The organism is Rhodobacter sp. 4.3.4, assembly GCF_058724655.1.
Genome location: NZ_CM178967.1, coordinates 2,064,599 through 2,089,827, shown reverse-complemented (window position 1 = coordinate 2,089,827; position 25,229 = coordinate 2,064,599). Strand labels below are relative to the sequence as shown.

The following is a 25,229-nucleotide window of genomic DNA, read 5'->3' as shown; positions in this document are numbered from 1 at the left end:
ATCGCGTCCCCTAATCCTCCAAGACCCCCGCGATTTCAAAGCCTTGCGGCTGATCCGCGCTCAGCCCGCCTCGCCGCACTCGCCCAAAGCGACTTCCAGCGCCGAGTGGATATCCTCGATCAGATCGGCGGTATCCTCGATGCCAAAGGAAATCCGCACCAGACCGGGGGTGATGCCGATTGCCGCGCGGTCTTCATCGCTCAGGTTCTTGTGCGTCGTCGTCGCCGGATGCGTCGCGATCGATTTCGCATCGCCAAGGTTGTTCGAAATCGAGACCACATCCAGCGCGTCGAGGAACCGGAAGGCCACCTCCTTGCCGCCCTCGAAATCGATCCCCAGCATCGTGCCGCCCGCGCCCATCTGCGCCATCGCCAGCGCATGTTGCGGGTGGCTGGGCAGGCCCGGATAGATCACCCGGTTCAGATGCGGATGGCCCTCGATCGCCTCGGCGACGGCCTTGGCCGAGGCCGCCTGTGCGCGCACCCGCAGATCCAGCGTTTGCAGGCCATTGAGCAAGAGCCAGGCATGAAACGGGCTCATCGCGCCGCCGGTGTGCTTGACATAGGTTTCCAGCGGGCCGCGGATGAAGTCGCGCGTGCCGCAGACGACGCCGCCCAGCACCCGGCCGCCGCCGTCGATGTGTTTCGTTGCCGAATAGACGATGACATCGGCGCCAAGGTCCACGGCGCGCGAAAAGATCGGGCTGGCAAAGGCGTTGTCGACCACGACAATGGCGCCGACGGCATGGGCGATCTCGGCCACGCCCTTGATGTCGATGACTTCCAGCCCCGGGTTCGAGACGCTTTCGAAGAAGCAGATCTTCGTGTTCGCCTTGACCGCCGCGCGCCAGTTTTCAAGATCGGCACCGTCGATCAGTGTCACCTCGACCCCGAAGCCCGCCAGCACTTTCAGCACATGCAGGCACGATCCGAACATCTGCCGCGCCGCGACGACATGATCGCCGGTCTTGAGGCCGCAGGTCAGCGCGCCATTGATCGCCGCCATGCCCGAGGCGCAGGCAAAGGCGTCCTCGGTCCCCTCTAGCGCGGCCATCCGGTCTTCGAACATCCGCGTCGTCGGGTTGCCGTAACGGGCATAGATGAATTCATCCTCGCCCGCCTCGATGAAGCGCGCCTCGGCGGCCCCGGCCGAGGGGTAGATGAACCCCTGGGTCAGAAACAGCGCTTCGGCCATTTCGCCGAACTGGCTGCGCCGGATCCCCTCGTGGACCAGTTTCGTGCGTGTGCGCCACTCGCTCATCGTCGTCTCCCCGGGATCTGGCGGAATTTCTTCGGATAAGCCGCTGTTTGGCATGGGTCAAGGCCGGGAGCCGTTCAAACCTTTAGAAGAATCACATGTGCCCGGAAAATGACCGGCGCAACAGATCCGAGGAGGTGCCCAATGAAAGTCGTATCCATCGTAGGCCCATCGCAGGCCGGCAAGACCACGCTTGCCGGGGCGCTGGCCACGCTCGAAGGGGCCAAACCGCGCAAACATGTGCTTTTCGGCGAAACCGCGGTCACGCGTTTCGCTTTCATGGGGGAGGATTGGGCGCTGCTGGAGGCGCCGGGCGGCGCCGATCACCTGCCGCAGCTTGGCCCGATGCTGGCCGCCTCGGATGCCGTGGTCCTGTGCGTGCCCGCCGAGACCGAGGCGGCGGTGCTTTGCGCGCCCTATCTGCGGCTGATCGAGGCCGCGGCCCTGCCGACCTTCATCTTCATCAACAAGATCGACATCGCCCAGGACCGCACCAGTGAAATCGTGGCGGCGTTGCAGGCGTTTTGCCCGCATGGAATCGTGCTGCGGCAGATCCCGATCCGCAAGGACGGTCAGGTGATCGGCGCGGTCGATCTGATTTCCGAACGCGCCTGGGAATATCACGATCACGCGCGCTCTTCGCTGATGGAGCTGCCCGCCGAAATCCGCGAGCGCGAGGCCGAGGCGCGGGCGGAGCTGCTGGAACATCTGGCCGATTTCGACGAAGCGCTTTTGACCGAGCTGATCGAAGATCAGGCGCCGATGACCGGAGAGGTCTATGAGGTCTCGACCAAGGTCTTGCAACATCACGATCTTCTGCCCGCGCTGCTGGGCTCGGCCAGCCATGGCAACGGCATGATGCGGCTGATGAAAAGCCTGCGTCATGAAGTGCCGGACGTGGCCGAGACCCGCGCCCGCATCGGCGCGCTGGCGGTGGGGGCGCTCGCCGATACGGTCAAGCATCTGGGCAAGACGGTGCTGGTGCGCGCGCTGGCCGAGGGGGTCGCGCCCGGGGCGAAGCTGTGCGGCGCCGCGGTGGGGTCGATCGTCGATCTTGATGGCAAGACCCAGCTTGGGGCGCTGAAGCCGGGCGAAATCGGGCTGACGGTGAAAACCGATCACCTGAGCCTGACCGGGCCGCTTTACACCGCCGAAGGCCTGCTGCCCAATCCCGACTGGATGGCGGCGCATCCGGCGAACCACCGGCTGATCCTGGAACCGGAAAACGAGCGCGACGAGACCCGGCTGGCGGCGGCGTTGCCGAAGTTGCTGGAAATCGATCCGGGGCTGAGCCTTGGCACCGATCCGGCGACGGGCAAGACCGTGCTGGGCACGCAAGGACCGCTGCATCTGCGCCGGGTGCTGGAAAAACTCGAGGCCGATTTCGGGCTGAAGCTGGGCACCGCGCCGCTGGTGGCGGCGCTTTGCGAAACCATCACCGGCACGGCGCAAAAGCAATACCGCCACCGCAAGCAATCGGGCGGCGCGGGGCAATTTGCCGATGTGGTGATCGAGGTCAGCCCGCTGGCCCGCGGCGAGGGCTTCCGCTTCACCGAAACGGTGAAGGGCGGCGCGGTGCCGCGCAACTACATCCCCTCGGTCGAGGCGGGGGCGCGCGAGGCGCTGACGGCGGGGCCGAAGGGGCATCCGGTGGTGGATCTGGCGGTGAACCTGTCGGATGGCAAGCATCATGCGGTGGACAGTTCCGATCACGCCTTCCGCACCGCGGGCAAGATGGCGCTGCGCGAGGCGATGGCGGAAATCGGCACCGTCGTCCTGCAGCCGGTCAGCAAGGTGGTGATCTCGGTGCCCTCGACCTATGCGGGCGGGCTGTCGCCGCTCGTTTCCGGGCTCAAGGGGCAGGTGTTGGGCTTTGCGGCCGATCCGGCGGCGAAGGGCTGGGATCTGTTCGAGGCGCTGATGCCCGCCTCCTCGCTGCCCGAGCTGTTCCAGTCGCTCGGCGGCGCCACCCGCGGCACGGCGTGCTTCACCGCCACGCTTGATCACTACGAAGAGCAATATTGAGGGCGGATGCGACGGAAAAAGGGCGGTCCTGCGGGGCCGCCCCTTGTTCTTTTGCCCTTGGCTTTGCCGGGCTTAGCGGCTGATCGCACGCTGATTGCCCGCGCCGATCACCACGACCTTCTTCACCTCGGCCAGCCGGACATTGGTGATGAAGGCCGCCGCCGTCACCTCGCGCGATTGCGCGGTGCTGACGCGGCTTGCCGCCGGGCTGCCCGGATCAGGCCAGGCGACGACGAAGCGATAGGTCATCACGCCATCGACGGGCTTGCCGTTGTTTTCCGCCAGAAGCTTCGCCCCCCACCAGCCCTGCGTCGGCGTCAGGCCGGTGGCGGCGACGATCGCGCCGCCCTGGGTCTGTTTCACCTCAAGCGCGGTGACCTGGGCGATCAGCTCGCGCGGGTCTTTTTGCACATCCGGGTAGCCTTCCTTCGGTTCGAGCGTCGTCACCTCTTCATGCTTGAACCAGTTCCACGGGTTCAGCTTCGACGCTCCGCAGCCCGAAAGCGCCAGCGCAAGGGCAAGCGACAGGGCCACGGGGGCAGGGCGGAGAGGCAGGAACATCGGGCACCTCGGACGGGCTGGGGTCAGTCCTGACTTGGGTAGCCGATCCGGCCCGGTTTGAAAAGCGGCGTTTGGCCCGGCGCTTGCGCGCGGGCTCTCGCGCCTCTTGCCGCGCCGCCGCGTGAAGGCTAGGCAAGGGAAAACGCAGGAGTTTCCCATGGCCAGCCCCGCTTTCGAAGAGATCGCCGAAACCTTCGACTTCCTCGACGACTGGGAGGAGCGCTACCGCCATGTGATCGAACTGGGCAAGGCGCTGCCCGCGCTGGATGACGCGCTGAAAGTGCCCGCCACCAAGGTCGAGGGCTGCGCCAGCCAGGTCTGGCTGATGCCGCGGATTTCGGGCACGGGGCCGGGGGCGGTTTTCGATTTCGAAGGCGCGTCCGATGCGATGATCGTGCAGGGGCTGATCGCGCTTCTGCATGCGCTTTACGCCGGTCTGACGGTGGCCGAGGTGGGCGCGGTCGATGCGAAAGCCGAGATGGGGCGGCTTGGCCTGAACGAGCATCTGTCCAGCCAGCGCTCGAACGGGCTGGCGGCGATGGTCGAGCGCATCCGCAAGCTGGCCGCCGAGGCCGCCGCCGCCTGAACCCCGGCCCTGCACCTTTGCACAGATCCTGCGCGGGCCGTCCCCCTTTGCGCAAGCACGTGGCTTTGCTACGGTTTCGCGAAAGGAGCATGACATGGACAAGAGCGGACATCGCCCGGTCGTGGGGATCATCGGCAACCGCGGGCTGATCAACGACCGCTATCCGATCCACGAGGGCGGGCAGATGAATTCCTGCGCCGTGGCCAATGTTGCGGGCTGTCTGCCGCTGCTGATCCCCGCCGATCCGGCGATGGTCTCGGTTGCCGAGCTGATGCGGGTCTGCGACGGCTTTCTGCTGACCGGCGGGCGGCCGAACATCCACCCGTCGGAATATGGCCACGAAGAAACCGACAAGCACGGCAGTTTTGACCGTGCCCGCGATGCGATCACGCTGCCGCTCGTGCGGGCCTGCGTGGCGGCGGGGCAGCCGTTTTTCGGCATCTGCCGCGGCTTTCAGGAGGTCAACGTGGCGATGGGCGGCACGCTGCACCCCGAAATCCGCGACTTGCCGGGGCGGATGAACCACCGCATGCCGCCCGAGGGCACGCTGGAAGAGGCTTTCGCGCTGCGCCACAAGGTTTTGCTGACCCCGGGCGGGCGCTTTGCGCGCCTGTTCGGGCGCACCGAAGTCTTGACCAACACCTTGCACGGGCAGGGGATTTGCCAGCCCGGGGCGCGCATCGTGATCGAGGGGCGGGCCGAGGATGGCACCCCCGAGGCGATTTTCGTGGATGATGCGCCGGGCTTCACCCTGGCGGTGCAATGGCACCCGGAATGGAATGCGGCGAATGATCCGGTGTCGCGGCCGTTGTTTCAGGCCTTTGGCGCTGCGGTGCGGGACTTCGCCGCCGCGCGCCGGTGACGGGCGGCGAAAGGGCGTATTTGGGCCAAGAAAAAGCCGAAGCTATTTCAGGTATTTCGAGGCTTCCTTGCGGGCAAAGGGCTTGAGCGTGGTGCCATGCTCGGCAAGCCATTGGCGCACGGCTTCGGCGTCGTGTTTCGACAGCTCGCGCAGCCACCAGCCGATGGCTTTCTGGATGAACCAGTCGCGGTCCGGGGCAAGGCGGACACACCAGCCGAGCACGCGGGCGCGGGCGGCCTGTTCGGCGGCGTCGGGGTGGTTCGATTTCGTGAAGGGCAGGGTGATCACCAGCGCGGCGCGGCGGGTCCACATGTTTTCCGCGTCAAGCCAGGTCTCGATCTCGTCAAGCCGTTCCGGGGCGCCCGCCAGCCGCCGCCCGCCCGCATTGCAGGCGTGATCGGCCACCGCCCAGGCGTCGAAGCCGGGCACCCAATCCGCGATGGTGCGCCAGACCGCGTCATCGGGGCGGATGCGCGCCTGCGTCAAGAGTTTCGCCGCCGCGATCTTCGCCTCGTGGATGTCGCTGTGCCAGAGCCCGTCGGCCAGCGCGATGCGTTCCTCGAGCGTCGCCTGCGCCCGCCAAAGCCGCGCCATATCCTCGATCAAGGGCACCGGCACGCCCAGATAGCGCCGGTCCACCTTATGATAAGCTGCGGCGCCCAAAGCCTTTTCCGCATCGCCGCAGGCTTCGAGCGCGGCAATCGCCTCGGCCAGCGTGGGCGGCGGGCCAAGGTCGTCTTCCCCGGTCGTTTCCTCGTATTGCGTGTAATCGGCATCCGAGGCGGCATAGGCCGCGGCCTCGGCGGCCAGCGCCGCTTCCGCCTCGGTCAGCGGGCGGTCCTCGGCGACGATCACCCTTGTGCCGCGCTTGCGTCCCATCACTCCACCGTCACGGATTTCGCCAGATTGCGCGGCTGATCGACATCGGTCCCCTTGGCGATGGCAGTGTGATAGGCGAGCAGTTGCGCGGGCAGGGCGTAAAGGATCGGCGCGAAGGGCTCGGCCACTTCGGGCAGGCGCAGGCTGGCCCAGGTGCCCTCGGCCGCCGTCGCAATCCCCTTGCCGTCGGTGATCAAAAGCACCTTGCCATGCCGCGCCATCACCTCCTGCATGTTCGAGACGGTCTTGTCGAACAGCCGGTCATGCGGCGCCAGAACGATCACCGGCACCATCCGGTCAATCAGCGCGATCGGCCCGTGCTTGAGCTCGCCCGAGGCATAGCCCTCGGCGTGGATGTAGCTGATTTCCTTGAGTTTCAGCGCCCCTTCCAGTGCCAGCGGATACATCGGCCCGCGGCCAAGGAAAAGGATGTCCTGCGCCTCGGCCAGCTGCCCCGCCAGTTTCGCGATCTCGTCCGAGGTGGAGAGCGCCGCATTCATCAGCCCGGGCAGCGCGCGCAGCGTCTCCAGATGGCCCGCCAGCTGATCGGGGCGCAGATGGCCGCGGTCGATCCCCGCCTTCAGCGCCATCACCGCGAGCGCCAGAAGCTGGCAGGTGAAGGCCTTGGTCGAGGCGACGCCGACCTCGATGCCCGCCAGGATCGGCAGCGCCAGATCGGCCTCGCGCGCGATCGAGGAGGTGGGCACGTTCACCACGGCGACGGTTTTGCGAACCTTTTCCGCGCAATAGCGCAGCGCGGCCAAGGTATCGGCGGTCTCGCCCGATTGGCTGACGAAGATCGCATAGCTGTTTTCGGGCAGCGGCGGCTCGCGATAGCGGAATTCGGAGGCGACATCGATCTCGCAGGGCAGGCCCGCCAGTTGCTCGAACCAGTATTTCGCCACCGAACAGGCGTAGAAGGCCGTGCCGCAGGCCACCAGCGTCAGCCGATCAAGGCCGGAAAAATCCAGCTCTGCCGGAAGGTTGACGCCCTCTTGCGTCAGGTAGTGGCGCAACGCGTCGCCCAGCACCACCGGCTGTTCGGCGATTTCCTTGGCCATGAAATGCTTGTAACCGGCCTTTTCGACCCGGGTCGAGGACAGGTCGATCCGGGTTTCTTCCCGGTTCGCCCGCCGCCCTTCGGCGTCGAAAATCTCGACCCCGGCGCGGGTGACGAAGGCATGATCGCCCTCGGCCAGATAGGTGATGCGGTCGGTGAAGGGCGAGAGCGCGATCGCATCCGAGCCGACGAACATCTCGCCCTCGCCGTGCCCGATGGCCAGCGGCGAACCCTTGCGCGCCGCGATCATCAGATCGTTTTCGCCCTCGAAAAGCCACAACAGCGCAAAGGCGCCCTCAAGTTTCCGCAGCGTCGCCACCGCGGCCTCGCGCACCGACAGGCCACGGTCGATGAAAAGTCGGGTCAGCTGCGCCACGGTCTCGGTGTCGGTCTGCGTCTCGGGCGTGATCCCGGCCTCGGCCAGCTCGGCGCGCAGCTCGCGGAAATTCTCGATGATGCCGTTATGCACCACCGCCACCGGCCCCGAGCGATGCGGATGCGCATTGACCGTGGTGGCCGCCCCATGCGTCGCCCAGCGGGTGTGACCGATGCCCGCCTTGCCCGCGAGCGGTTCATGCACCAGCAGGTCCGACAGGTTCACCAGCTTGCCCACGGCGCGGCGCCGGTCGAGTTTGCCGTCGTTCACCGTGGCGATGCCCGCCGAGTCATAGCCGCGATATTCCAGCCGCTTGAGGCTTTCCACAAGCAGCGGCGCCACCTCATGGCTGCCCAGAACGCCAATGATTCCACACATTTAAGCGCCTTTCTTCTGCGCGGCCTTCTGCGCGCGCAGCCGTTCGAACAATTTCACCGCCAGCCCCGGTTTCACCACCTGCTTTGCGCGCCCCAGCGCGACGGCGCCCGGCGGCACATCCTCGGTGATCGTCGAGCCAGAGCCGGTCAGCGCGCCATCGCCCACCGTCACCGGCGCCACCAGCATCGTATCGGAGCCGATGAAAGCATGCGCGCCGATGGTGGTGCGGTGCTTGAACACGCCATCATAATTGCAGGTCACCGTGCCCGCGCCGATATTGGTGAATTCACCCACATCGGCATCGCCCAGATAGCTCAGATGCCCGGCCTTGACGCCCTCGCCCAGGATCGCATTCTTCACCTCGACGAAATTGCCGATATGCACATCCTCGGCCAGCTCCGCCCCGCCGCGCAGCCGCGCAAACGGCCCGACCGTGGCGCCGCGCGAGATGTGGCAATCTTCCAGATGGCAGAAGGCCTCGATCGTGGCGCCGCTTTCGATCGTCACATCGGGGCCGAAGACGATGTTCGGCCCCAGCACCACATCGCGCCCGATGCAGGTGTTGAGCGCGAAATAGACCGTGGACGGATCGACCATCGTCACGCCGTTGTCCAGCGCCTCGGCGCGGGCGCGGGCCTGAAAGGCGGCCTCGGCGGCGGCAAGCTCGGCGCGGGTGTTGATGCCCAGCGTCTCGGCCTCGTCGCAGCGCACCACCTCGGCCAGATGACCCCTGGCGCGGGCAAGGCCCACGATGTCGGTCAGGTAATATTCGCCCGCCGCATTGTCGTTTTTCAGCTCGCGCACAAGGGCCGCCAAAAGCCCGGCATCGCAGCAGATCACCCCGGAATTGCAAAGGGTTATCGCGCGTTCCTCTGCTGTCGCATCCTTGAATTCGACGATCCTTTCCAGCCGGTCGCCCACCGCGATCAGCCGCCCGTAGCGGCCCGGATCGGCGGCCTCGAACCCCAGCACGACAACATCGGCCGTGCTTTCCACCAGCCGTTCGAGCGTTTCCGCGGTGATGAAGGGGGTGTCGCCGTAAAGCACCACCACCTTGCCCTCGAAGCCGGGGATCTGCGCCAGCGCCTGCGCCACCGCATGGCCGGTGCCCAGCTGCTCGGCCTGCAGCGCGATCCCGGCCTCGGGCTCGATCCTGCGCGCGGCCTTTTCGACCAGATCGGCGCCGTGACCGACCACGACCACCACCCGCTCGGGGTCCAGCCTGCGCCCGGCCGCCAGCGCATGCGCCAGAAGCGGCGCGCCGCCCAGGCGGTGCAGCACCTTCGGCAGGTCGGAATTCATCCGGGTGCCTTGCCCGGCGGCAAGGACGATAAGGGCAATGGCCATGGGAACGCCTTTTCTTCTGCTCTCGCCTGTTTTACCGATACCCTATCTCGCCGCAAGAGGGCGAGGATCACGCAATCTTTCGGGGGCGCAACAATGGGCACGGTGGTTTTCGATCTGGACGGCACGCTGGCCGATACCTCGGCCGATCTGATCGCGGCGGCGAATGCCTGTTTTGTCGCCCGCGGGCTTGAGGCGGTGCTTGATCCGGTCACCGATGCGCTGACCGCCTTTCAGGGCGGGCGGGCGATGCTGGCGCTGGGCCATGCGCGGCTGGGCACGCCCGATCCCGGCCCGCTGGTGGCCGAGGATTACTACCGCCTGCTTCTGCATTACGGCAAGAATATCTGCGTGCATTCAAGGCTTTATCCAGGGGCGGCGGGGGCGGTGGCCGCGCTCAGGGCCGCCGGTTACCGCACCGCGATCTGCACCAACAAGCCCGAGGCGCTGGCGGTGCAACTGCTTGATGCCCTGGGGGTCGCGTCGCTTTTCGATGCGCTCGTCGGTGCCGACACGCTGCCCACCCGCAAGCCCGATCCCGCGCCCTATCATGCCGCGGTGACGCGGGCGGGGGGCACGGTCGCGCGGTCTCTTCTGGTTGGTGACACCGTGACTGACCGGGAAACGGCGCGCGCCGCGGGCGTGCCCTGTCTGCTGGTCGCCTTCGGTCCCGAGGGCCGGGCGATCGAACGGCTGGCGCCCGAGGCCCTGCTCGACAGTTTCGCCGATCTGCTTCCGCGCGTGGCGCAATTCCTGCCGCGTCATGGCTGAGGTGCCAAACCCCCGCCGTGCGACGGTCTTCATCCTGATCGTCGTCTTTTTCGACATGGCCGGGCTTGGGCTGATCCTGCCGGTGCTGCCGCATCTGATCGAGGATGTGGGCGGGCTGCAGCTGCAGGATGCGGCGCAGGTGGGGGGCTGGCTTTACGCGGCCTATTCGCTGGCGCTGTTCCTGATGGCGCCGCTTCTGGGGGCGCTCTCCGACCGTTTCGGACGGCGGCCGCTGCTGCTTTTGTCGCTGGCCGGGCTTTGCGTCGATTATGTGCTTTGCGCGCTGGCGCCTTCGCTTCTGTGGCTGTTCCTTGCGCGGATCGTGGCGGGGATCTGCGGTGCGACGCAGGGCATCGCCAATGCCTATGTCGCCGATTTCACCGCCCCCGAGGACCGCGCCCGTGCCTTTGGCTGGCTGGGCGCGGCTTTGGGGCTTGGCTTCGTGCTGGGGCCAGCCTTGGGCGGGTTGCTTGGCGCCTTTGGGCCGCGGGTGCCGTTCTGGGCCGCCGCCGCCTTGGCCGCGCTCAATCTGCTCTGGGGGCTTCGGGCCTTGCCCGAAACCCTTGCGCCCGAGAACCGCCGTGCCGTGGTCTGGCGCGAGGCCAACCCCTTCGGTATCCTCACCGTCTTTCGCCGCCACAAGGGGGTGCTGCCGCTTGTGGCGATCTATGCGCTCTATTTCTTCGCCTCGGCGGTCTATCCGGCGGTCTGGTCCTATTGGGGGATCGCGAAATTCGGCTGGTCCGAGGTCACGATCGGCGTTTCCCTCGCCGCTTTCGGCATCGTCTGGGCGCTGTTTCAGGGGCTTTTCACCGGCCCCGTCGTCGCGCGCATCGGCGAGCGGCGGGCGGCGCTTGTTGGCCTTGCCATCGCCGGTCTGGCCGCCTTCGGCTACGGGCTTGTGCCCGGCATCGTCGGCGTCGTCGTGCTGTTGATCTTCCACGGCCCCGAGGGCTTTGCACAACCGGCGCTGACCGCGATGATGTCGGCGCGGGTGCCCGAAAGCGAACAGGGCGCGCTGCAGGGCGGGCTGGGCGCGGTCACCAACCTGATGATGCTGGCGGGGACGCTGTTCTTCGCCCAGGTCTTCGGTTTCTTCCTCTCCGACGCGGCGCCGGTGCAAAGCCCCGATGCCGCCTATTTCGCCGCCGCGGCGCTGCTGGCGGTGCCTTTCATCATGCTGCTGCGCAGGAAAGAGACATGACGGACACGGTCTTCACCGGCAATTTCACCCAGCAGGAACCGATCGACGAGGCGGCCATCGCCGCCGCCGTCGCCGTGCTGCGCTCGGGGCGGCTGCATCGCTACAACGTCGCGCCGGGCGAGATCGGCGCGGCGGCGGCGCTGGAGGTCGAGTTTGCCGCCTTCACCGGGGCGAAATATTGCCTCGCGGTCGCCTCGGGCGGCTATGCGATGGGCTGCGCGCTGCGGGCTGCGGGCGTCGGCCCGGGGGACCGGGTGCTGACGAATGCCTTCACCCTGGCCCCGGTGCCCGGGGCGATCGCTGCGCTCGGCGCCGAGCCGGTCTTCGTGGAGGTCACCGAGGATCTGGTGATCGATCTGCAAGACCTTGAAGCCAAAGCCAAAACCGCGGGCGCCCGGGTGCTGCTTCTGTCCCACATGCGCGGCCATATCTGCGACATGGACCGGCTGATGGAGATTGCGACGGAAGCCGGGCTTCTGGTGATCGAGGATTGCGCCCATACGATGGGGGCCAGCTGGCGCGGTGTGCCCTCCGGGCGGCATGGGGCGGTGGGCTGCTATTCCACGCAGACCTACAAGCACATGAATTCGGGCGAGGGCGGGCTGATCGTCTCGGACGATCCCGTCCTGATGGCGAAAATGATCCTGCTTTCCGGGTCTTACATGCTTTATTCCCGGCACGCCGCCGCCCCCCCGCCCGAGGTGTTCGAAGGGCTGAAATACGACACGCCCAATGTCTCGGGGCGGATGGACAATCTGCGCGCCGCGATCTTGCGGCCGCAGATCCCGGTGCTGCCGGACCGGATCGGGCGCTGGAACGCGCTTTACCGGGCGCTGGAGGCGGGGCTTGTCGCCACGCCGGGGCTGCGGCTGATCGCCCGGCCCCAGGCCGAGGCCTTTGTCGGCTCGTCCTTCCAGTTCCTGCTGCCCGGCTGGGCGGGCGGGCGCATCCTGTCCCTTGTCGCCTCCTGCGCCGCGCGGGGGGTGGAGCTGAAATGGTTCGGCGCAGCGGAACCCGTTGCCTTCACCTCGCGCCATCAAAGCTGGCGCTTTGCCCCCGCGCAGGCGCTGCCGCGCACCGATGCGGTGCTGGCCGGGCTGCTCGATCTGCGGCTGCCGCTGACCTTCTGCGAGGCCGATGTGGCGCTGATCGCCCGTATCCTTGATGAGGAAATCCGCCGCGCTCAGGCCTGATCGCGCAAAAGGCGCCGCGTGATATCGGCCAGCTTCAGCCGCGCGGTGCCGAAATCCTGCGTCCCGACCCTTTCGCTCCGCCGCACGACGGCAATGTCGGGGCACCCAGTCCTCAGCCCTGGGACGCGGGCGCCGTTTCAAGCGCGGTCCGGGTCTCGCTCCAGAGCGCGGTAAGCCCGTCAAGGGCGGCGAGCGTCGCCGCATCGGGGACCGTTCCCGGCGTGGCCATCCGCAGCGCCCCCTCGATCATCTTGAGCTGGTGATGCAGCCGTTCCGCCCCGAGCAGCGCCGCCGAACCGGCGCATTTATGCGCCAGCGCCGCGGTGTCCGCGGGCTGATTCTGCGCCGAAGCCGGCGTCAGCGCCGCGATCATCGCCGCGCCCTCGCTCAGAAAACGCTGCAGGGTTTGCGCCATCATCTCGGGTCCCAGCGATTGCGCCAGCTCGGCCCGGGTCTCGTCCTGAACCAGCGGCAGCCCGATCTGCGCCGCGGGCGCGGGGGCGGGCGGCGACGGTTGACGCAAGCGCGGGCAAAGCTCCTCGGCCAGCACCTGATCCAGCATCTTGCGGGTGATCGGCTTCGAGATCACCCGGCAGACCCCGGCCGCCTCCAGCTGGTTGCGCGCCTCGGGCAGGACATTCGCCGTGACCGCGATGATCGGCGTCTTGTGGTTTGGCCCGGCCCCGGCGCGGATCGCCCAGGTCGCATCGACACCGTTCATCCGCGGCATGTTCAGGTCGATCAGGATCACGTCATAGCGACGCTCCGCCGCCTTTTCGACCGCCTCGACGCCGTCGCGCGCCTCCGCGATGCGGTGCCCGGCGCGGCGCAGCATTTCGCACAGCACGACGCGGTTGATGTCATTGTCCTCGACCACCAGCACCTCGATCGCGCCCGACAGACGCTGCGCCGGGCCGCCCTCGGCGGAACAGGGCACGGCATCAGGCGCCGCACCGGAGACGGCACTGGGCGCGGCATCGGACACCGCATCGGGCGCCGCGGGCGCGGGCGGCTGCCGCACCGGCGCGGGCGCCGCCGGGACGGGCAGGCTCAGCACCACCGGCGCGGGCAGGGTGATCCAGAAGGTCGAGCCCTGTCCGGGGACGCTCTCCACCCCGATCTGGCCGCCCATCGCCCGCATCAGCCGCCGCGCGATCGACAGGCCCAGCCCAGATCCCGTCGCCTCGCGCGAAAGCTCGGGGTCAAGCGTGACGAAATCGTCGAAGATCCGCTCGGTCTCGGCCGCGGGGATGCCGATGCCGGTGTCGATGACCCGGTAGGTCAGCTGGCCCTGATCGCGGCGATAGTCCGCCTCGAGGGTGATCGTGCCCTTGCGGGTGAACTTGATCGCATTGCCGACGAGGTTCAGCAGCACCTGCCTTATCCGCATCGCATCGGCCTCGACCGCCTCGGGCAGGCGGCCCACCGCGCGCGTCGTCAGCCGGTTGCCGCGCGCCGCCGCCGCCGCCGCCTGCATCTGCACGATCTCGTCCGGCACCGACATCGGCGCAAAGGGCGCGCGCGCGAGCGAGAGCTTGCCCGCATCGAGCCGTTCGACATCGAGCGTGTTGTTGACATGCGACAAAAGGATTTCGCCCGCCTTCTGCATCGAAGCGAGCAGCGCGGTCTGGCTGGCATCGAGCGGGGTTTCGCGCAAGAGTTCCAGCGTGCCGAGCAGCCCGTTCAGCGGCGTGCGCATCTCGTGGCTCATCACCGCGACGAATTCCGCCTGCGCCTGTTCGCCCGCCATCGCCGCGTCGCGCGCGTCGATCAGCTCTTTTTCGGCGGCGACGCGATCGGTGATGTCGCGCATGTAGCCGACGAAGATTTCCTTGCGGCCGATCCGGGTCGCGGTCACCGAAATCTCGGCCGGGAAGACCGAGCCGTCCTTGCGCCGCGCCTGCAGCCCGATCAGCCCGTGTCCGGCAATCCGCGGCACGCCGCCGGTGCGATAGCGCTTGAACCCCGCCACCTTCGCCGCTTTCATTGCCTCGGGCACGATCAGGTCGTTGAGATGCTGCCCCACCGCCTCGTCGCGGCTGTAGCCAAAGACCCGTTCGGCGGCGCCGTTGAATTCCAGCACCTTGCCCTCGTGATCGACGACGATCACCGCGTCGATGGAGGTGCCGATCACCGCCTCGAGCCGGGCCTTCGCCGCCGAGAGCGAGCCGGTCTGCCGCATCCCGAAGCGCCACAGCGACCAGGTGATCACCAGCCCCGCGGTGATCGCGGCCAGAAGTGCCGTGGTCAGCGAGGCGAGCAGCATCAGTGAGGAGAACACCCGTTCGCGCTGCGCCATCGCCCGGCTGGCGAATTCGCGCACGCCTTCCAGCGAGATCTTGCGCACATCCTCCTCAAGCGCTCCGGCGCGGCTGCGCAGCTCGGGCAGGGCGGGGCCAAGCGCCCCGGGGCCGGCATCGACCAGCTTTGCCGTCTGTTGCAGGAAGGCGTCGATGCGGGCGATCTCGGGTCCGGCAACCGCGGGGGTGACGATGCCCGCAAAGCCGTTCCCTTCCATGATCGTTTGCACGCGGCTGTAGAAGATATCGAAGCTGCGGCCGAATTCCGCCATCGTTTCCGGCGCTTCGGGGCGGGCGCGCAGCAGTGCCCTGTCCATGTGGAAATATTCCACCTCGAGTTGGGCGAGCGTCCATTGCTGGCTGTCGGCATTGGCGATGGCGAGATTGTCGATTTCCGACTGCACCATCACGCCGTAGCGGTAAAGCGCCCCCACCACAGCAAGGAACACCACGACGAGCCCTGCGAGCAGGTACGGGCGCAGGCGCCGCCGCGGATCGAGAAACGAGGGGAAACTGTCCGACATGAAACCGATACGAAAGGGGGCAGGCTCCCCGGGTTAAGGCATGACCTCGATCCGGTCGACCTGCCAGACGGACCGGGAGTAGACGACTTCGTTTCTGAATTCTGACGCCGAATCATAGGGATAGACAAGCCAGAGCGGGCCCTTGTCGCGCACCGTCATTGGCTTGCCGTCGCGCAGGTCGGCCAGCAGGGCACCGCCCGCCGCCACCTCGGAAACCGGGATCTGTATCGAATAATCATTGACCGCGGTGATCTTCAGCGTGCCGCCGGTAACCCCCAGATGATCGATCAGGCTGCGCAATTCCACCCCCGAGAAGCTTTGCACGCCCTCGGTCCAGATCGTCGAGGTGGTGAATTCCCGCCGCGGCAGCGCCGCCAGCCTCGCGGCGTCGAACTTGGCAACCCCCGGACTGTCCCCCCCCGGACTGTCCCCGGTGCCCTCAGCGCCCGCGATCCGGCCCGTGACGGTCAGCAGGACCGGCCCCGCAAGCGCGGGCAGCGCGGTCCCGGCCGCCGAAGGGGCGGATGGGGACGCCCGCTCGGCCAGCGCCGGATGCGCCGCAAGGGCGAGACCCGCGGCGACCAGCAGGGAGCGGCTCAGGATCGGCACGGCCTTGGCCGTCGTGGTGAAGATACGCATGTCTTTCCCCCGTTGGATCATGCACGATCGCGGGATTTTCGCATAGCCCCCGGTGAAGCCATGCGGGATTAAGTCTGTTTCCTGTCCGAAAGGACAGGCGTGCCCGCCGACAGGGGCGTTCCGCGACGCTTCCGGCGCGCGTCGGAAACCTCCCGCCGCGGAGTTCAAATATCCTGTTTTCTTTAAGATTATCTTTCTGCAACCCCTGCGCGAAAAGCTCGGGCCGAGATTTTCGTGCCAGGGGCCTTGCCTGCGGGGGCGGACAACGGGCGCGCTGTCCTTTCGCGGCTCGCCTCCAAGATGTGACGTTGCGGCACGTCGGCTTGACGGAATCACCCGCTGCGGAAACAAATGAACAAGCGTTCAATAATCCGGGGAGGGGAAGATGTTCGCAGGCTCGATGCGGTTCGATCTGGGGGAAGACATCGCTGCGCTGCGCGACATGGTGCAGGCCTGGGCGCGTGACCGGCTGGCGCCGATGGCGGCGGCGGTGGATCGCGACAACCTGTTCCCGAACGCGCTTTGGGCGGAGATGGGGTCGCTCGGGCTTCTGGGCATCACCGTGCCCGAGGACTACGGCGGCGCGGGGATGGGCTATCTGGCGCATGTGGTGGCGACCGAAGAGATTGCGCGTGTCTCCGCCTCGGTCTCGCTGTCTTACGGGGCGCATTCGAACCTCTGCGTCAACCAGCTGAAGCTGAACGGCACGGCGGAACAGAAACGCAAATACCTGCCCGATCTGGTTTCGGGCGCGAAAATCGGCGCGCTGGCGATGAGTGAATCGGGGGCGGGGTCCGATGTCGTCGGCATGAAGCTGCGGGCGGAACGGCGCGGCGATGTCTATGTGCTGAACGGGCACAAATACTGGATCACCAATGGCTGCGATGCCGATACGCTGGTGGTCTATGCCAAGACCGATCCGCAGGCAGGCTCGAAGGGGATCACCGCCTTCATCATCGAGAAGGGGATGAAGGGCTTTTCGACCTCGGCGCATTTCGACAAGCTTGGCATGCGCGGCTCGAACACGGCGCAGCTGTTCTTTGACGATTGCGAGGTGCCCGCGGAAAACGTGCTGGGCGCCGAGGGCAAGGGCGTGCGGGTGCTGATGTCGGGGCTGGACTATGAGCGTGTGGTGCTTTCGGGGATCGGGACGGGGATCCTGATGGCCTGTCTGGACGAGGTTGTGCCCTATGCGCAGACGCGCGAGCAGTTCGGCCAGCCGATCGGGACTTTCCAGCTGATGCAGGCGAAGATCGCCGACATGTATGTCGCGGCCAATACCGCGCGCGCCTATACCTACGAGGTGGCGAAAGCCTGTGACCGCGGCGAGGTCACGCGCCAGGATGCCGCCGCGACGGTGCTTTATGCGTCCGAACAGGCGATGGTGCAGGCGCATCAGGCGGTGCAGGCGCTGGGCGGGGCGGGGTTCCTCAATGACTCGACCGTCTCGCGCCTTTTCCGCGACGCGAAACTGATGGAGATTGGCGCGGGCACCTCGGAAATCCGCCGCATGCTGATCGGCCGCGAACTGCTGGGGGCGCAATGAAACTCTCTTCCGCCGTCCTGCCCAGTTCCGAAACCTTCCGCGCCAACAGGGCCGCGCATCTGGCGCTTCTGGACAATGTGCGCGCAGCCGCCGCCCAGGCGGCCTCGGGCGGCGGGCCCGAGGCCACGAAACGCCACACCGCGCGCGGCAAGATGGCGCCGCGCGAGCGGGTGGCGGCGCTTCTGGACCCCGGCAGCCCGTTTCTGGAAATCGGCGCCACCGCCGCGCATGGCATGTATCACGGCGCGGCCCCCTGCGCCGGGGTGATCGCGGGCATCGGCCGGGTCTGCGGTCAGGAGGTCATGGTGGTGGCCAACGACGCCACGGTGAAGGGCGGCACCTATTACCCGATGACGGTGAAGAAGCATCTGCGCGCGCAGGAGATCGCCGAGGATTGCGCGCTGCCCTGCGTCTATCTGGTGGATAGTGGCGGCGCCAACCTGCCCAATCAGGACGAGGTCTTCCCCGACCGCGACCATTTCGGCCGTATCTTCTACAATCAGGCGCGGATGAGCGCCAAGGGCATTCCTCAGATCGCCGTCGTGATGGGGTCTTGCACCGCGGGCGGCGCCTATGTGCCCGCGATGTCGGATGTGACGATCATCGTGAAGGATCAGGGCACGATCTTCCTCGCCGGTCCTCCCCTGGTGAAGGCCGCCACCGGCGAGGTCGTCAGCGCCGAGGATCTGGGCGGCGGCGATGTGCACACCCGGCTTTCGGGCGTCGCCGATTATCTGGCCGAGGATGACGCCCATGCCCTGGCCTTGGCGCGGCGGGCCGTGAGCCACCTCAACCGCGCCAAGCCCGCGACGGTGCACTGGCAGGCGCCCGAAGACCCGGCCTATGATCCCGAGGAGATCCTCGGCGTCGTGCCCGCGGATCTGCGCACGCCCTATGACATCCGCGAGGTGATCGCCCGCACCGTCGACGGCTCGCGCTTTGACGAGTTCAAGCCGCGCTTCGGCGAAACGATCGTGACCGGCTTTGCCCATGTGAAGGGTTGCCCGGTCGGCATCATCGCCAACAACGGGGTGATCTTTTCCGAGGCTGCGCAAAAGGCCGCGCATTTCGTCGAGCTTTGCTCGATGCGCAATATCCCCTTGGTTTTCTTGCAAAATGTCACCGGCTTCATGGTCGGGCGCAAGTATGAAAACGAGGGCATCGCCCGGCACGGGGCCAAGATGGTGACGGCTGTCGCCACGACGAATGTGCCCAAGATCACGCTGCTGGTGGGCGGCTCCTTTGGCGCGGGCAATTACGGCATGGCGGGCCGGGCCTATTCGCCCCGGTTCCTCTGGACCTGGCCCAACTCGCGCATCTCGGTGATGGGGGGCGAACAGGCGGCGGGCGTTCTGGCCACGGTCCGGCGCGAGGGGATCGAGCGCAAGGGCGGGCAGTGGTCGCCCGAGGAAGAAGCCGAATTCAAACGCCCGACGCTGGAGATGTTCGAGCGGCAAAGCCAACCGCTCTATGCCTCGGCGCGGCTTTGGGATGACGGCATCGTCGATCCGCGCAAGACCCGCGAAGTGCTGGCGCTGTCGCTCTCCGCCAGCCTCTGCGCGCCGATCGATGCCACCCGCTTCGGGATCTTCCGCATGTAACTTTCAATGCCTCCGGCGGGGATCTTTGCAGCAAGATAAAGGGGATGGCTTTTATCTTGCCACAAATATCCCGGGGGGCCCTGGGGGCGGAGCCCCCTTCGCCGTTGATGAAGGAGACCGTCATGTTCGCCAAGATCCTGATCGCCAACCGGGGCGAGATTGCCTGCCGGGTGATCGACACCGCCCGCCGTCTGGGCGTCGCCACGGTCGCGGTCTATTCCGACGCCGATGCAGGGGCGCGCCATGTCGCGATGGCCGACGAGGCCGTGCACATCGGCGGTCCGCGCCCGGCCGACAGCTACCTGCGCGGCGATGCGATCATCAAAGCCGCGCTTCAAACCGGGGCCGAGGCGATCCATCCGGGCTATGGGTTCCTGTCGGAAAACCCCGATTTCGTCGATGCCGTTCAGGCGGCTGGGCTTGTGTTCATCGGCCCCTCGGGCGATGCGATCCGGGCGATGGGTCTCAAGGATGCCGCCAAGGCGCTGATGGCGCAGGCGGGCGTGCCCGTTGTGCCGGGCTATCACGGCGACAATCAGGACCCCGAACACCTTGCGGGCGCGGCCGAGGCTTTGGGCTATCCGGTTCTGATCAAGGCGGTGGCGGGCGGCGGCGGCAAGGGCATGCGCCGGGTGGACCGCGCCGCCGATTTCGCTGCCGCGCTTGTCTCGGCGCAGGGCGAGGCGCAGACGGCCTTTGGCAACCCCGCCGTGCTGATCGAGAAATATGTCGAAAAGCCCCGTCACATCGAGGTGCAGGTCTTTGGCGACGGCAGCCGCGCCGTGCATCTTTATGAACGCGATTGTTCGCTGCAACGCCGCCATCAAAAGGTGATCGAGGAGGCCCCCGCGCCGGGTATGACCGAGGAGATGCGCGCGGCGATGGGCCAGGCCGCTGTCCGCGCCGCCGAGGCGATCGGCTATGCGGGCGCGGGCACGGTCGAATTCATCACCGATGCCTCGGACGGGCTGCGCCCCGACCGGTTCTGGTTTATGGAGATGAACACCCGCCTGCAGGTCGAACATCCGGTGACCGAGGCGATCACCGGCGTCGATCTGGTGGAATGGCAGCTGCGCGTTGCCGCCGGAGAACCCTTGCCCGCGCGGCAGGAGGATCTGACCCTCCGGGGCCACGCGTTTGAGGCAAGGCTTTACGCCGAGGATGTGCCCGCAGGCTTCCTGCCCGCCACGGGCACGCTACAGCACCTGCACTTCCCCCCCGGGCTGCGGGTGGAAACCGGGGTCCGGCCCGGGGATACGATCAGCCCTTGGTATGATCCGATGATCGCCAAGGTGATCACCCACGGCCCGACCCGCGCCGCGGCGCTGAATGCGCTGGCCCGGGCGCTCGAGGCCACGCAGGTCGCGGGCACGGTGACGAACCTTGGCTTTCTGGCCCGGCTTGCCCGCCATCCGGGCTTTGGCGCGGGCGATGTCGACACCGGGCTGATCGCCCGCGATCTTCAGGCGCTGACCGACCCGCAGCCGGTCCCGCCCGCCGCCCGCGCGCTGGCCGTGATCGCCGCCGCGGGGCTGCATCAGACCCCCGGCAGCGGCTTCACCCTCTGGGCGCCCTTGCGCCGTCCGGTGCCCTTCGCGGAGCCCGCGCATCTGCAGGTCACCGGCCCGAACCGGATCCGCGTCGAGATCGGCGGTGGGCAGCACGATTGCGCGCTGCATGCGGACGGCTGGTGGGTCGATGGCGTCAAGACCGGGGCGCAGATCCATGTCGCGGAAGACGGGATCACCGTGTTCCTGCAGGGCGCGCATCGTTTTGCCCGTCCCGATCCGCTGGCCCGCGAAAGCCGCGCCGCCGCCTCTGGCCTCACGCTTGCGCCGATGCCCGGTCTGGTGAAGGCTGTCTTCGTCGCGCCCGGCGCTCAGGTCGCGGCGGGCGACCGGCTGGCCGTGCTGGAAGCGATGAAAATGGAACATACGCTGTGCGCCGCGCGGGCGGGCCTTGTGGCCGAGGTGCTGGCGGGCGCGGGCGATCAGGTGGAGGCCGGGGCGGCGCTGATCCGTCTGGCCGAGGAGGCGGCGGCATGACGATCCTGCATCACGTCCCGGGCTCGCGCTCGCATCGGGTGCTCTGGCTTCTGGAGGAACTGGACGAGGAGGCCGAGATCCGGGTCTGGTCGCTGACCGACGGCAGCCTGCGCAGCCCGGAATTCCGCGCGCTCTCTCCGGCCGGGCGCATCCCGGCGCTGGAAATCGACGGACGGGTGATCTTCGAATCCGGCGCCATCACGCAATATCTGACCGAGACCCGCGGACGGCTGGCGCCGATGCCGGGGAACCCCGACCGCGGCGCTTTCCTTGAGTGGATGCATTTCGCCGAAACCCAGGGCAACATCCTGCAATCGCTCAATATTCATCACATCTTCCTGCGCCCCGAAACTGCCCGCTCGGTGCCCCTGATGCGGCTTGACACGAAGCGGCTCGAAATCACCCTGCATGCGCTGGAGGCGCGGCTGAGCGGGCGGGACTGGATTTTGGGGCAGTTCTCGGCCGCCGATTGCATGTTCGGCTTCAACATGGATGCGATGTTCCGCTTCGTGCCGCGCGAGCGCTTCCCCGCCATCGCCGCCTGGATCGCGCGCGCGCAGGCCCGCCCCGCCCATGTCCGCGCCGTCGAACGCGGCGGGGTGACGATCTATGCCCGCGACTTCTACGAGCTGCCCGATGGCTGAGCGCGTCGAGATCGTCGAAATGGCGCCCCGCGACGGGTTGCAGAACGAGGCCCGCTTCATCGCCACCCCCGCCAAGATCGCGCTGGTCGATGCGCTGTCGCAGGCGGGGTTTGCGCGCATCGAGGTGGCCTCTTTCGTCAGCCCGAAATGGGTGCCGCAGATGGCCGATGGCGCCGCGGTGCTGGCGGGCATCACCCGGCGTCCGGGCACGCGCTATGCGGCGCTGACGCCCAATCTGCAGGGCTTTCGGGCGGCGCTTGCGGCGGGGGTGGACGAGGTGGCGATCTTCGCCTCGGCCTCCGAGGGGTTCTCGCGCGCCAATCTGAACTGCACCATTGCCGAAAGCCTCGCGCGCTTTGCCCCGGTCGTCGAGGCGGCGCAGGCGGCGCTTTTGCCGGTGCGGGGCTATGTCTCGATGGTCACCGATTGCCCGTTTGAGGGCGCGATTGCGCCCGCGCAGGTGGCCCTGGTGGTGGCCGCCCTGCGTGATCTGGGCTGCTACGAGGTTAGTCTGGGCGACACCATCGGGCAGGGGCGGCCCGAGACGGTTACGGCGATGCTGCGCGCCGTTCTGAACGAGATGCCGCCCGGGCGGCTGGCCGGGCATTTCCACGACACCGCGGGGCGGGCGCTGGAGAATGTCGAGGCGAGCCTCGCGCTGGGCCTGCGGGTTTTCGATGCCGCGGCGGGGGGCTTGGGCGGCTGTCCCTATGCGCCCGGCGCGGCGGGGAATGTGGCGACGGAAAAGCTGGCGGCGCGGCTTCTGGAGCTGGGCTATGACACCGGGCTTGACCCGGTGGCGCTGGCGCGGGCGGTGGCGCTCGCGCGCAAGCTGAAGGGGGGACAGGATGTTTGAGACGATCCGGATCGAGACCGATGCCCGCGGCGTGGCCTGGCTGTGGCTGGCGCGTCCGGCCAAGCACAATGCGCTTGATGCGCAGGTGATCGCCGAACTGACCCGCGCGGTGCGCGAACTGGGCGCTGATCCCGCGGTGCGGGTCGTGGTGCTGGCGGCCGAGGGGGCAAGCTTCTGTGCGGGCGGCGATCTGCGCTGGATGCAGGCCAATATCACCGCCACGCCCGAGGAACGCGCCGCCAGTGCCCGCAGCCTGGCCGCGATGCTGGCGGCGCTGAACGACTGCCCCAAGCCGGTGATCGGGCGCATCCACGGCAATGCCTTTGGCGGCGGCATCGGCATGATCTCGGTCTGCGATGTCGCCATCGCCGTCGAGGGCGCGCGCTTCGGGCTGACCGAGACGAAGCTTGGCCTGACGCCCGCGACGATTTCGCCCTATGTCATCGCCCGGATGAGCCCGGCGAAGGCGCGGGCGGTCTTCATGTCCTCGCGGCTGTTTTCTGCCAGGGAGGCGGTGGGGCTGAACCTGATTTCCCGGGTGGTTCCGGCGGCCGATCTGGATGCCGCGATCGAGGCCGAGGTCGCCCCCTATCTGGCCTGCGCGCCCGGCGCCGTGGCCGAGGCGAAGGCGCTGGTGCGGGCGTTGACGCCAGGTCTCGACTCGGCGGCGCAAGAGCGCACGATTGCCGCGCTGGTGGCGCGCTGGGAAAGCGCCGAGGCGCAGGAGGGGCTGGCGGCCTTCTTTGAGCGACGGGCGCCTCACTGGCTTGTGAACTGACAGATTCGCAAGAGTATTTCGCGCATTGGCCGATTCGGCCCGGGTATTGCCCCCGTTTCGGGGCGAGACATGATGCCGCATTGCGGCAACTTCTTGTCGCAGCGGCGAAACGTCTCAAATCCGGTGTGCATCGGTATACAAAATGTGCCTCAAGCCCAGAATCCGGGCCTCGCGCGGTTGACCGGAGGGGGGGAGAGGGCTATTCCATCCTTTGCCGCCCCCGCGCACGGGAAGGTGAGTTTGGGGGCAAAAGGGGTCACAAAGATGCAAGACGCGCTCACGCATGGAATGTTGCGGGAATATCTTCCCATACTCGTCCTTCTGGCCATGGCGATCGGGCTTGGACTGATCCTGATCGGGGCCGCGGCGGTCATCGCCTATCGCAATCCCGACCCGGAAAAGGTCTCGGCCTATGAATGCGGCTTCAACGCCTTTGACGATGCGCGGATGAAGTTCGACGTGCGCTTTTACCTCGTGTCGATCCTGTTCATCATCTTCGATCTCGAGGTGGCATTCCTCTTCCCCTGGGCGGTGGCCTTTGGCGACCTGTCGATGACCGCTTTCTGGTCGATGATGGTGTTCCTGGCCGTGCTGACCGTGGGCTTTGCCTATGAGTGGAAGAAGGGGGCGCTGGAATGGGCGTGATGACCGGCTCGAATACCGCAGCCGCCGACATGGACGTGGCTGCCGCGGCGCTCAACCGCGACCTGCAGGACAAGGGTTTCCTGCTCACCACCGCGGAAGACATCATCAACTGGGCGCGCAATGGCTCGCTGCACTGGATGACCTTCGGTCTGGCCTGCTGCGCGGTCGAGATGATGCACACCGCGATGCCGCGCTATGACGTGGAACGCTACGGCTTCGCGCCGCGCGCCTCGCCCCGGCAATCCGACGTGATGATCGTCGCGGGCACGCTGACGAACAAGATGGCGCCTGCGCTGCGCAAGGTCTACGACCAGATGCCAGAGCCGCGCTATGTGATCTCGATGGGCAGCTGCGCCAATGGCGGCGGCTATTATCACTACAGCTATTCGGTCGTGCGCGGCTGCGACCGCATCGTGCCGGTCGATATCTACGTGCCCGGCTGTCCGCCCTCGGCAGAGGCGCTGATGTATGGTATCTTGCAGCTGCAGCGCAAGATCCGCCGCACCGGCACCCTGGTGCGCTGAGGAGGATGAGCATGAGCGAAAAGCTGCAAGACCTCGCGGCGCATGTCGCGCGGAAACGTGCCGGGGAGGTGATCTCGGCCGAAGTGGTGCAGGGCGAGCTGACGGTGATCGTCAAGCCCGAGGGGATCGTCGATTTCGTACGGTTCCTGCGCGACGATGCCGCCTGCCGTTTCACCACGCTGGTCGATCTGACCGCCGTTGACTGGCCGGACCGGCCCGCGCGGTTCGAAATGGTCTGGCATTTCCTGTCGATGTGGAAGAACCAGCGCATCCGCGTCAAGGCGGCGCTGCCCGAAGACGTCATGTGCCCCTCGATCACCGAGGTCTATCCGGCGGCGAACTGGTTTGAGCGCGAAGTCTTCGACATGTTCGGCATCCTGTTCTCGGGCCACCCGGACCTGCGCCGGCTGCTGACCGATTACGGCTTCCGCGGCCACCCGCTGCGCAAGGATTTCCCGACGACGGGCTACATCGAGCTGCGCTACGACGAGGTGCAAAAGCGCGTCGTCTACGAGCCGGTGAAGCTGGCGCAGGAATACCGGCAATTCGATTTCCTCAGCCCGTGGGAAGGCGCGCAGAGCGTGCTTCCGGGCGACGAGAAGCGCAGCTGATCCGGCACCGGAACGGCTGA

General features: G+C 67.2%; 22 protein-coding genes. 15 read left to right on the top strand and 7 right to left on the bottom strand.

Features of this window, described 5'->3' with window-relative positions; all coding sequences use genetic code 11:
* Positions 1–60: 60 nt before the first annotated feature.
* Positions 61–1,260, bottom strand: coding sequence for an O-succinylhomoserine sulfhydrylase (metZ, locus tag AC4PTB_RS10105; protein WP_492189843.1), 1,200 nt, complete (start codon positions 1,258–1,260; stop codon positions 61–63).
* Between the two features lie 141 nt (positions 1,261–1,401).
* Between metZ and AC4PTB_RS10100 the strand changes: the two genes are divergently transcribed.
* Positions 1,402–3,282, top strand: coding sequence for an elongation factor G (locus AC4PTB_RS10100; protein WP_492189842.1), 1,881 nt, complete (start codon positions 1,402–1,404; stop codon positions 3,280–3,282).
* A gap of 72 nt (positions 3,283–3,354) precedes the next feature.
* Here AC4PTB_RS10100 and AC4PTB_RS10095 read toward each other — a convergent pair whose 3' ends face one another.
* The gene (locus AC4PTB_RS10095; protein WP_492189841.1) at positions 3,355–3,843 is read right to left on the bottom strand and encodes a hypothetical protein; all 489 of its coding nucleotides are present in this window, start codon (positions 3,841–3,843) and stop codon (positions 3,355–3,357) included.
* 157 nt (positions 3,844–4,000) lie between these two features.
* Between AC4PTB_RS10095 and AC4PTB_RS10090 the strand changes: the two genes are divergently transcribed.
* Complete coding sequence (locus AC4PTB_RS10090) at positions 4,001–4,429, top strand: SufE family protein (RefSeq protein WP_492189840.1); 429 nt, start codon at positions 4,001–4,003, stop codon at positions 4,427–4,429.
* Between the two features lie 94 nt (positions 4,430–4,523).
* Entirely contained in the window at positions 4,524–5,291 is a 768-nt protein-coding gene (locus AC4PTB_RS10085) for a gamma-glutamyl-gamma-aminobutyrate hydrolase family protein (RefSeq protein ID WP_492189839.1), read from the top strand.
* 42 nt (positions 5,292–5,333) lie between these two features.
* Here AC4PTB_RS10085 and AC4PTB_RS10080 read toward each other — a convergent pair whose 3' ends face one another.
* From AC4PTB_RS10080 to glmU, 3 genes are read right to left on the bottom strand one after another with little or no spacing between them, the layout of a single operon-like run.
* On the bottom strand, positions 5,334–6,173 hold the full coding sequence (locus tag AC4PTB_RS10080) for a DNA alkylation repair protein (protein WP_492189838.1): 840 nt from the start codon (positions 6,171–6,173) through the stop codon (positions 5,334–5,336).
* Entirely contained in the window at positions 6,170–7,984 is a 1,815-nt protein-coding gene (gene glmS, locus AC4PTB_RS10075; RefSeq protein ID WP_492189837.1) for a glutamine--fructose-6-phosphate transaminase (isomerizing), read from the bottom strand. Before glmS ends, AC4PTB_RS10080 begins: the two co-directional genes overlap by 4 nt.
* The gene (glmU, locus tag AC4PTB_RS10070) at positions 7,985–9,331 is read right to left on the bottom strand and encodes a bifunctional UDP-N-acetylglucosamine diphosphorylase/glucosamine-1-phosphate N-acetyltransferase GlmU (protein WP_492189836.1); all 1,347 of its coding nucleotides are present in this window, start codon (positions 9,329–9,331) and stop codon (positions 7,985–7,987) included.
* 93 nt (positions 9,332–9,424) lie between these two features.
* Between glmU and AC4PTB_RS10065 the strand changes: the two genes are divergently transcribed.
* Genes AC4PTB_RS10065 through AC4PTB_RS10055 form a run of 3 tightly spaced genes read left to right on the top strand, consistent with a single transcriptional unit; the run spans position 9,425 to position 12,496 of the window.
* The gene (locus AC4PTB_RS10065) at positions 9,425–10,099 is read left to right on the top strand and encodes an HAD-IA family hydrolase (protein ID WP_492189835.1); all 675 of its coding nucleotides are present in this window, start codon (positions 9,425–9,427) and stop codon (positions 10,097–10,099) included.
* Positions 10,092–11,303, top strand: coding sequence for an MFS transporter (locus AC4PTB_RS10060; protein WP_492189834.1), 1,212 nt, complete (start codon positions 10,092–10,094; stop codon positions 11,301–11,303). The genes AC4PTB_RS10065 and AC4PTB_RS10060 overlap by 8 nt, the downstream gene beginning before the upstream one ends.
* Positions 11,300–12,496 (top strand): DegT/DnrJ/EryC1/StrS family aminotransferase, encoded by a 1,197-nt coding sequence (locus tag AC4PTB_RS10055; protein ID WP_492189833.1) that lies wholly within the window; start codon positions 11,300–11,302, stop codon positions 12,494–12,496. Before AC4PTB_RS10060 ends, AC4PTB_RS10055 begins: the two co-directional genes overlap by 4 nt.
* Before the next feature lie 112 nt (positions 12,497–12,608).
* Here the strand turns inward: AC4PTB_RS10055 and AC4PTB_RS10050 are convergent, their stop codons facing one another.
* Together AC4PTB_RS10050 and AC4PTB_RS10045 are read right to left on the bottom strand one after the other, a co-directional pair.
* Positions 12,609–15,320, bottom strand: a complete 2,712-nt coding sequence (locus AC4PTB_RS10050; protein ID WP_492189832.1) for a hybrid sensor histidine kinase/response regulator — start codon at positions 15,318–15,320, stop codon at positions 12,609–12,611.
* A 33-nt stretch (positions 15,321–15,353) separates the two neighbouring features.
* Positions 15,354–15,959 carry a putative pterin-binding protein gene (locus AC4PTB_RS10045; protein WP_492189831.1) on the bottom strand — a complete coding sequence of 202 codons (606 nt, stop codon included), beginning with the start codon at positions 15,957–15,959 and terminating at the stop codon, positions 15,354–15,356.
* Positions 15,960–16,344: 385 nt separating this feature from the next.
* Between AC4PTB_RS10045 and AC4PTB_RS10040 the strand changes: the two genes are divergently transcribed.
* The 9 genes from AC4PTB_RS10040 (at position 16,345) to AC4PTB_RS10000 (ending at position 25,209) form a co-directional block, all read left to right on the top strand.
* Positions 16,345–17,505, top strand: a complete 1,161-nt coding sequence (locus tag AC4PTB_RS10040; protein WP_492189830.1) for an acyl-CoA dehydrogenase family protein — start codon at positions 16,345–16,347, stop codon at positions 17,503–17,505.
* The gene (locus AC4PTB_RS10035) at positions 17,502–19,106 is read left to right on the top strand and encodes a carboxyl transferase domain-containing protein (protein ID WP_492189829.1); all 1,605 of its coding nucleotides are present in this window, start codon (positions 17,502–17,504) and stop codon (positions 19,104–19,106) included. The genes AC4PTB_RS10040 and AC4PTB_RS10035 overlap by 4 nt, the downstream gene beginning before the upstream one ends.
* Positions 19,107–19,228: 122 nt before the next feature.
* Positions 19,229–21,151, top strand: coding sequence for an acetyl/propionyl/methylcrotonyl-CoA carboxylase subunit alpha (locus AC4PTB_RS10030; protein ID WP_492189828.1), 1,923 nt, complete (start codon positions 19,229–19,231; stop codon positions 21,149–21,151).
* Positions 21,148–21,795 carry a glutathione S-transferase family protein gene (locus AC4PTB_RS10025; protein ID WP_492189827.1) on the top strand — a complete coding sequence of 216 codons (648 nt, stop codon included), beginning with the start codon at positions 21,148–21,150 and terminating at the stop codon, positions 21,793–21,795. The genes AC4PTB_RS10030 and AC4PTB_RS10025 overlap by 4 nt, the downstream gene beginning before the upstream one ends.
* Complete coding sequence (locus AC4PTB_RS10020; protein WP_492189826.1) at positions 21,788–22,651, top strand: hydroxymethylglutaryl-CoA lyase; 864 nt, start codon at positions 21,788–21,790, stop codon at positions 22,649–22,651. Before AC4PTB_RS10025 ends, AC4PTB_RS10020 begins: the two co-directional genes overlap by 8 nt.
* Complete coding sequence (locus AC4PTB_RS10015; RefSeq protein ID WP_492189825.1) at positions 22,644–23,429, top strand: crotonase/enoyl-CoA hydratase family protein; 786 nt, start codon at positions 22,644–22,646, stop codon at positions 23,427–23,429. Before AC4PTB_RS10020 ends, AC4PTB_RS10015 begins: the two co-directional genes overlap by 8 nt.
* A 264-nt stretch (positions 23,430–23,693) precedes the next feature.
* A complete protein-coding gene (locus tag AC4PTB_RS10010; protein ID WP_492189824.1) occupies positions 23,694–24,074 on the top strand; it encodes an NADH-quinone oxidoreductase subunit A in 381 nt (126 codons plus the stop codon).
* Positions 24,065–24,598, top strand: a complete 534-nt coding sequence (locus AC4PTB_RS10005) for a NuoB/complex I 20 kDa subunit family protein (protein ID WP_492189823.1) — start codon at positions 24,065–24,067, stop codon at positions 24,596–24,598. The genes AC4PTB_RS10010 and AC4PTB_RS10005 overlap by 10 nt, the downstream gene beginning before the upstream one ends.
* Before the next feature lie 11 nt (positions 24,599–24,609).
* A complete protein-coding gene (locus AC4PTB_RS10000; RefSeq protein WP_492189822.1) occupies positions 24,610–25,209 on the top strand; it encodes an NADH-quinone oxidoreductase subunit C in 600 nt (199 codons plus the stop codon).
* Positions 25,210–25,229 lie beyond the last annotated feature (20 nt).

Excerpts from the sequence above, each read along its gene's own strand:
- AC4PTB_RS10015 (WP_492189825.1), top strand. The coding sequence starts at position 22,644 with ATGTTTGAGACGATCCGGATCGAGACCGATGCCCGCGGCGTGGCCTGG.
- AC4PTB_RS10085 (WP_492189839.1), top strand. The coding sequence starts at position 4,524 with ATGGACAAGAGCGGACATCGCCCGGTCGTGGGGATCATCGGCAACCGC.
- AC4PTB_RS10050 (WP_492189832.1), bottom strand. The coding sequence starts at position 15,320 with ATGTCGGACAGTTTCCCCTCGTTTCTCGATCCGCGGCGGCGCCTGCGC.
- AC4PTB_RS10095 (WP_492189841.1), bottom strand. The coding sequence starts at position 3,843 with ATGTTCCTGCCTCTCCGCCCTGCCCCCGTGGCCCTGTCGCTTGCCCTT.
- AC4PTB_RS10000 (WP_492189822.1), top strand. The coding sequence starts at position 24,610 with ATGAGCGAAAAGCTGCAAGACCTCGCGGCGCATGTCGCGCGGAAACGT.
- AC4PTB_RS10020 (WP_492189826.1), top strand. The coding sequence starts at position 21,788 with ATGGCTGAGCGCGTCGAGATCGTCGAAATGGCGCCCCGCGACGGGTTG.
- glmU (WP_492189836.1), bottom strand. The coding sequence starts at position 9,331 with ATGGCCATTGCCCTTATCGTCCTTGCCGCCGGGCAAGGCACCCGGATG.
- AC4PTB_RS10010 (WP_492189824.1), top strand. The coding sequence starts at position 23,694 with ATGCAAGACGCGCTCACGCATGGAATGTTGCGGGAATATCTTCCCATA.
- AC4PTB_RS10090 (WP_492189840.1), top strand. The coding sequence starts at position 4,001 with ATGGCCAGCCCCGCTTTCGAAGAGATCGCCGAAACCTTCGACTTCCTC.
- AC4PTB_RS10055 (WP_492189833.1), top strand. The coding sequence starts at position 11,300 with ATGACGGACACGGTCTTCACCGGCAATTTCACCCAGCAGGAACCGATC.
- AC4PTB_RS10065 (WP_492189835.1), top strand. The coding sequence starts at position 9,425 with ATGGGCACGGTGGTTTTCGATCTGGACGGCACGCTGGCCGATACCTCG.
- AC4PTB_RS10005 (WP_492189823.1), top strand. The coding sequence starts at position 24,065 with ATGGGCGTGATGACCGGCTCGAATACCGCAGCCGCCGACATGGACGTG.
- metZ (WP_492189843.1), bottom strand. The coding sequence starts at position 1,260 with ATGAGCGAGTGGCGCACACGCACGAAACTGGTCCACGAGGGGATCCGG.
- AC4PTB_RS10060 (WP_492189834.1), top strand. The coding sequence starts at position 10,092 with ATGGCTGAGGTGCCAAACCCCCGCCGTGCGACGGTCTTCATCCTGATC.
- AC4PTB_RS10045 (WP_492189831.1), bottom strand. The coding sequence starts at position 15,959 with ATGCGTATCTTCACCACGACGGCCAAGGCCGTGCCGATCCTGAGCCGC.
- glmS (WP_492189837.1), bottom strand. The coding sequence starts at position 7,984 with ATGTGTGGAATCATTGGCGTTCTGGGCAGCCATGAGGTGGCGCCGCTG.
- AC4PTB_RS10100 (WP_492189842.1), top strand. The coding sequence starts at position 1,402 with ATGAAAGTCGTATCCATCGTAGGCCCATCGCAGGCCGGCAAGACCACG.
- AC4PTB_RS10025 (WP_492189827.1), top strand. The coding sequence starts at position 21,148 with ATGACGATCCTGCATCACGTCCCGGGCTCGCGCTCGCATCGGGTGCTC.
- AC4PTB_RS10035 (WP_492189829.1), top strand. The coding sequence starts at position 17,502 with ATGAAACTCTCTTCCGCCGTCCTGCCCAGTTCCGAAACCTTCCGCGCC.
- AC4PTB_RS10040 (WP_492189830.1), top strand. The coding sequence starts at position 16,345 with ATGTTCGCAGGCTCGATGCGGTTCGATCTGGGGGAAGACATCGCTGCG.
- AC4PTB_RS10030 (WP_492189828.1), top strand. The coding sequence starts at position 19,229 with ATGTTCGCCAAGATCCTGATCGCCAACCGGGGCGAGATTGCCTGCCGG.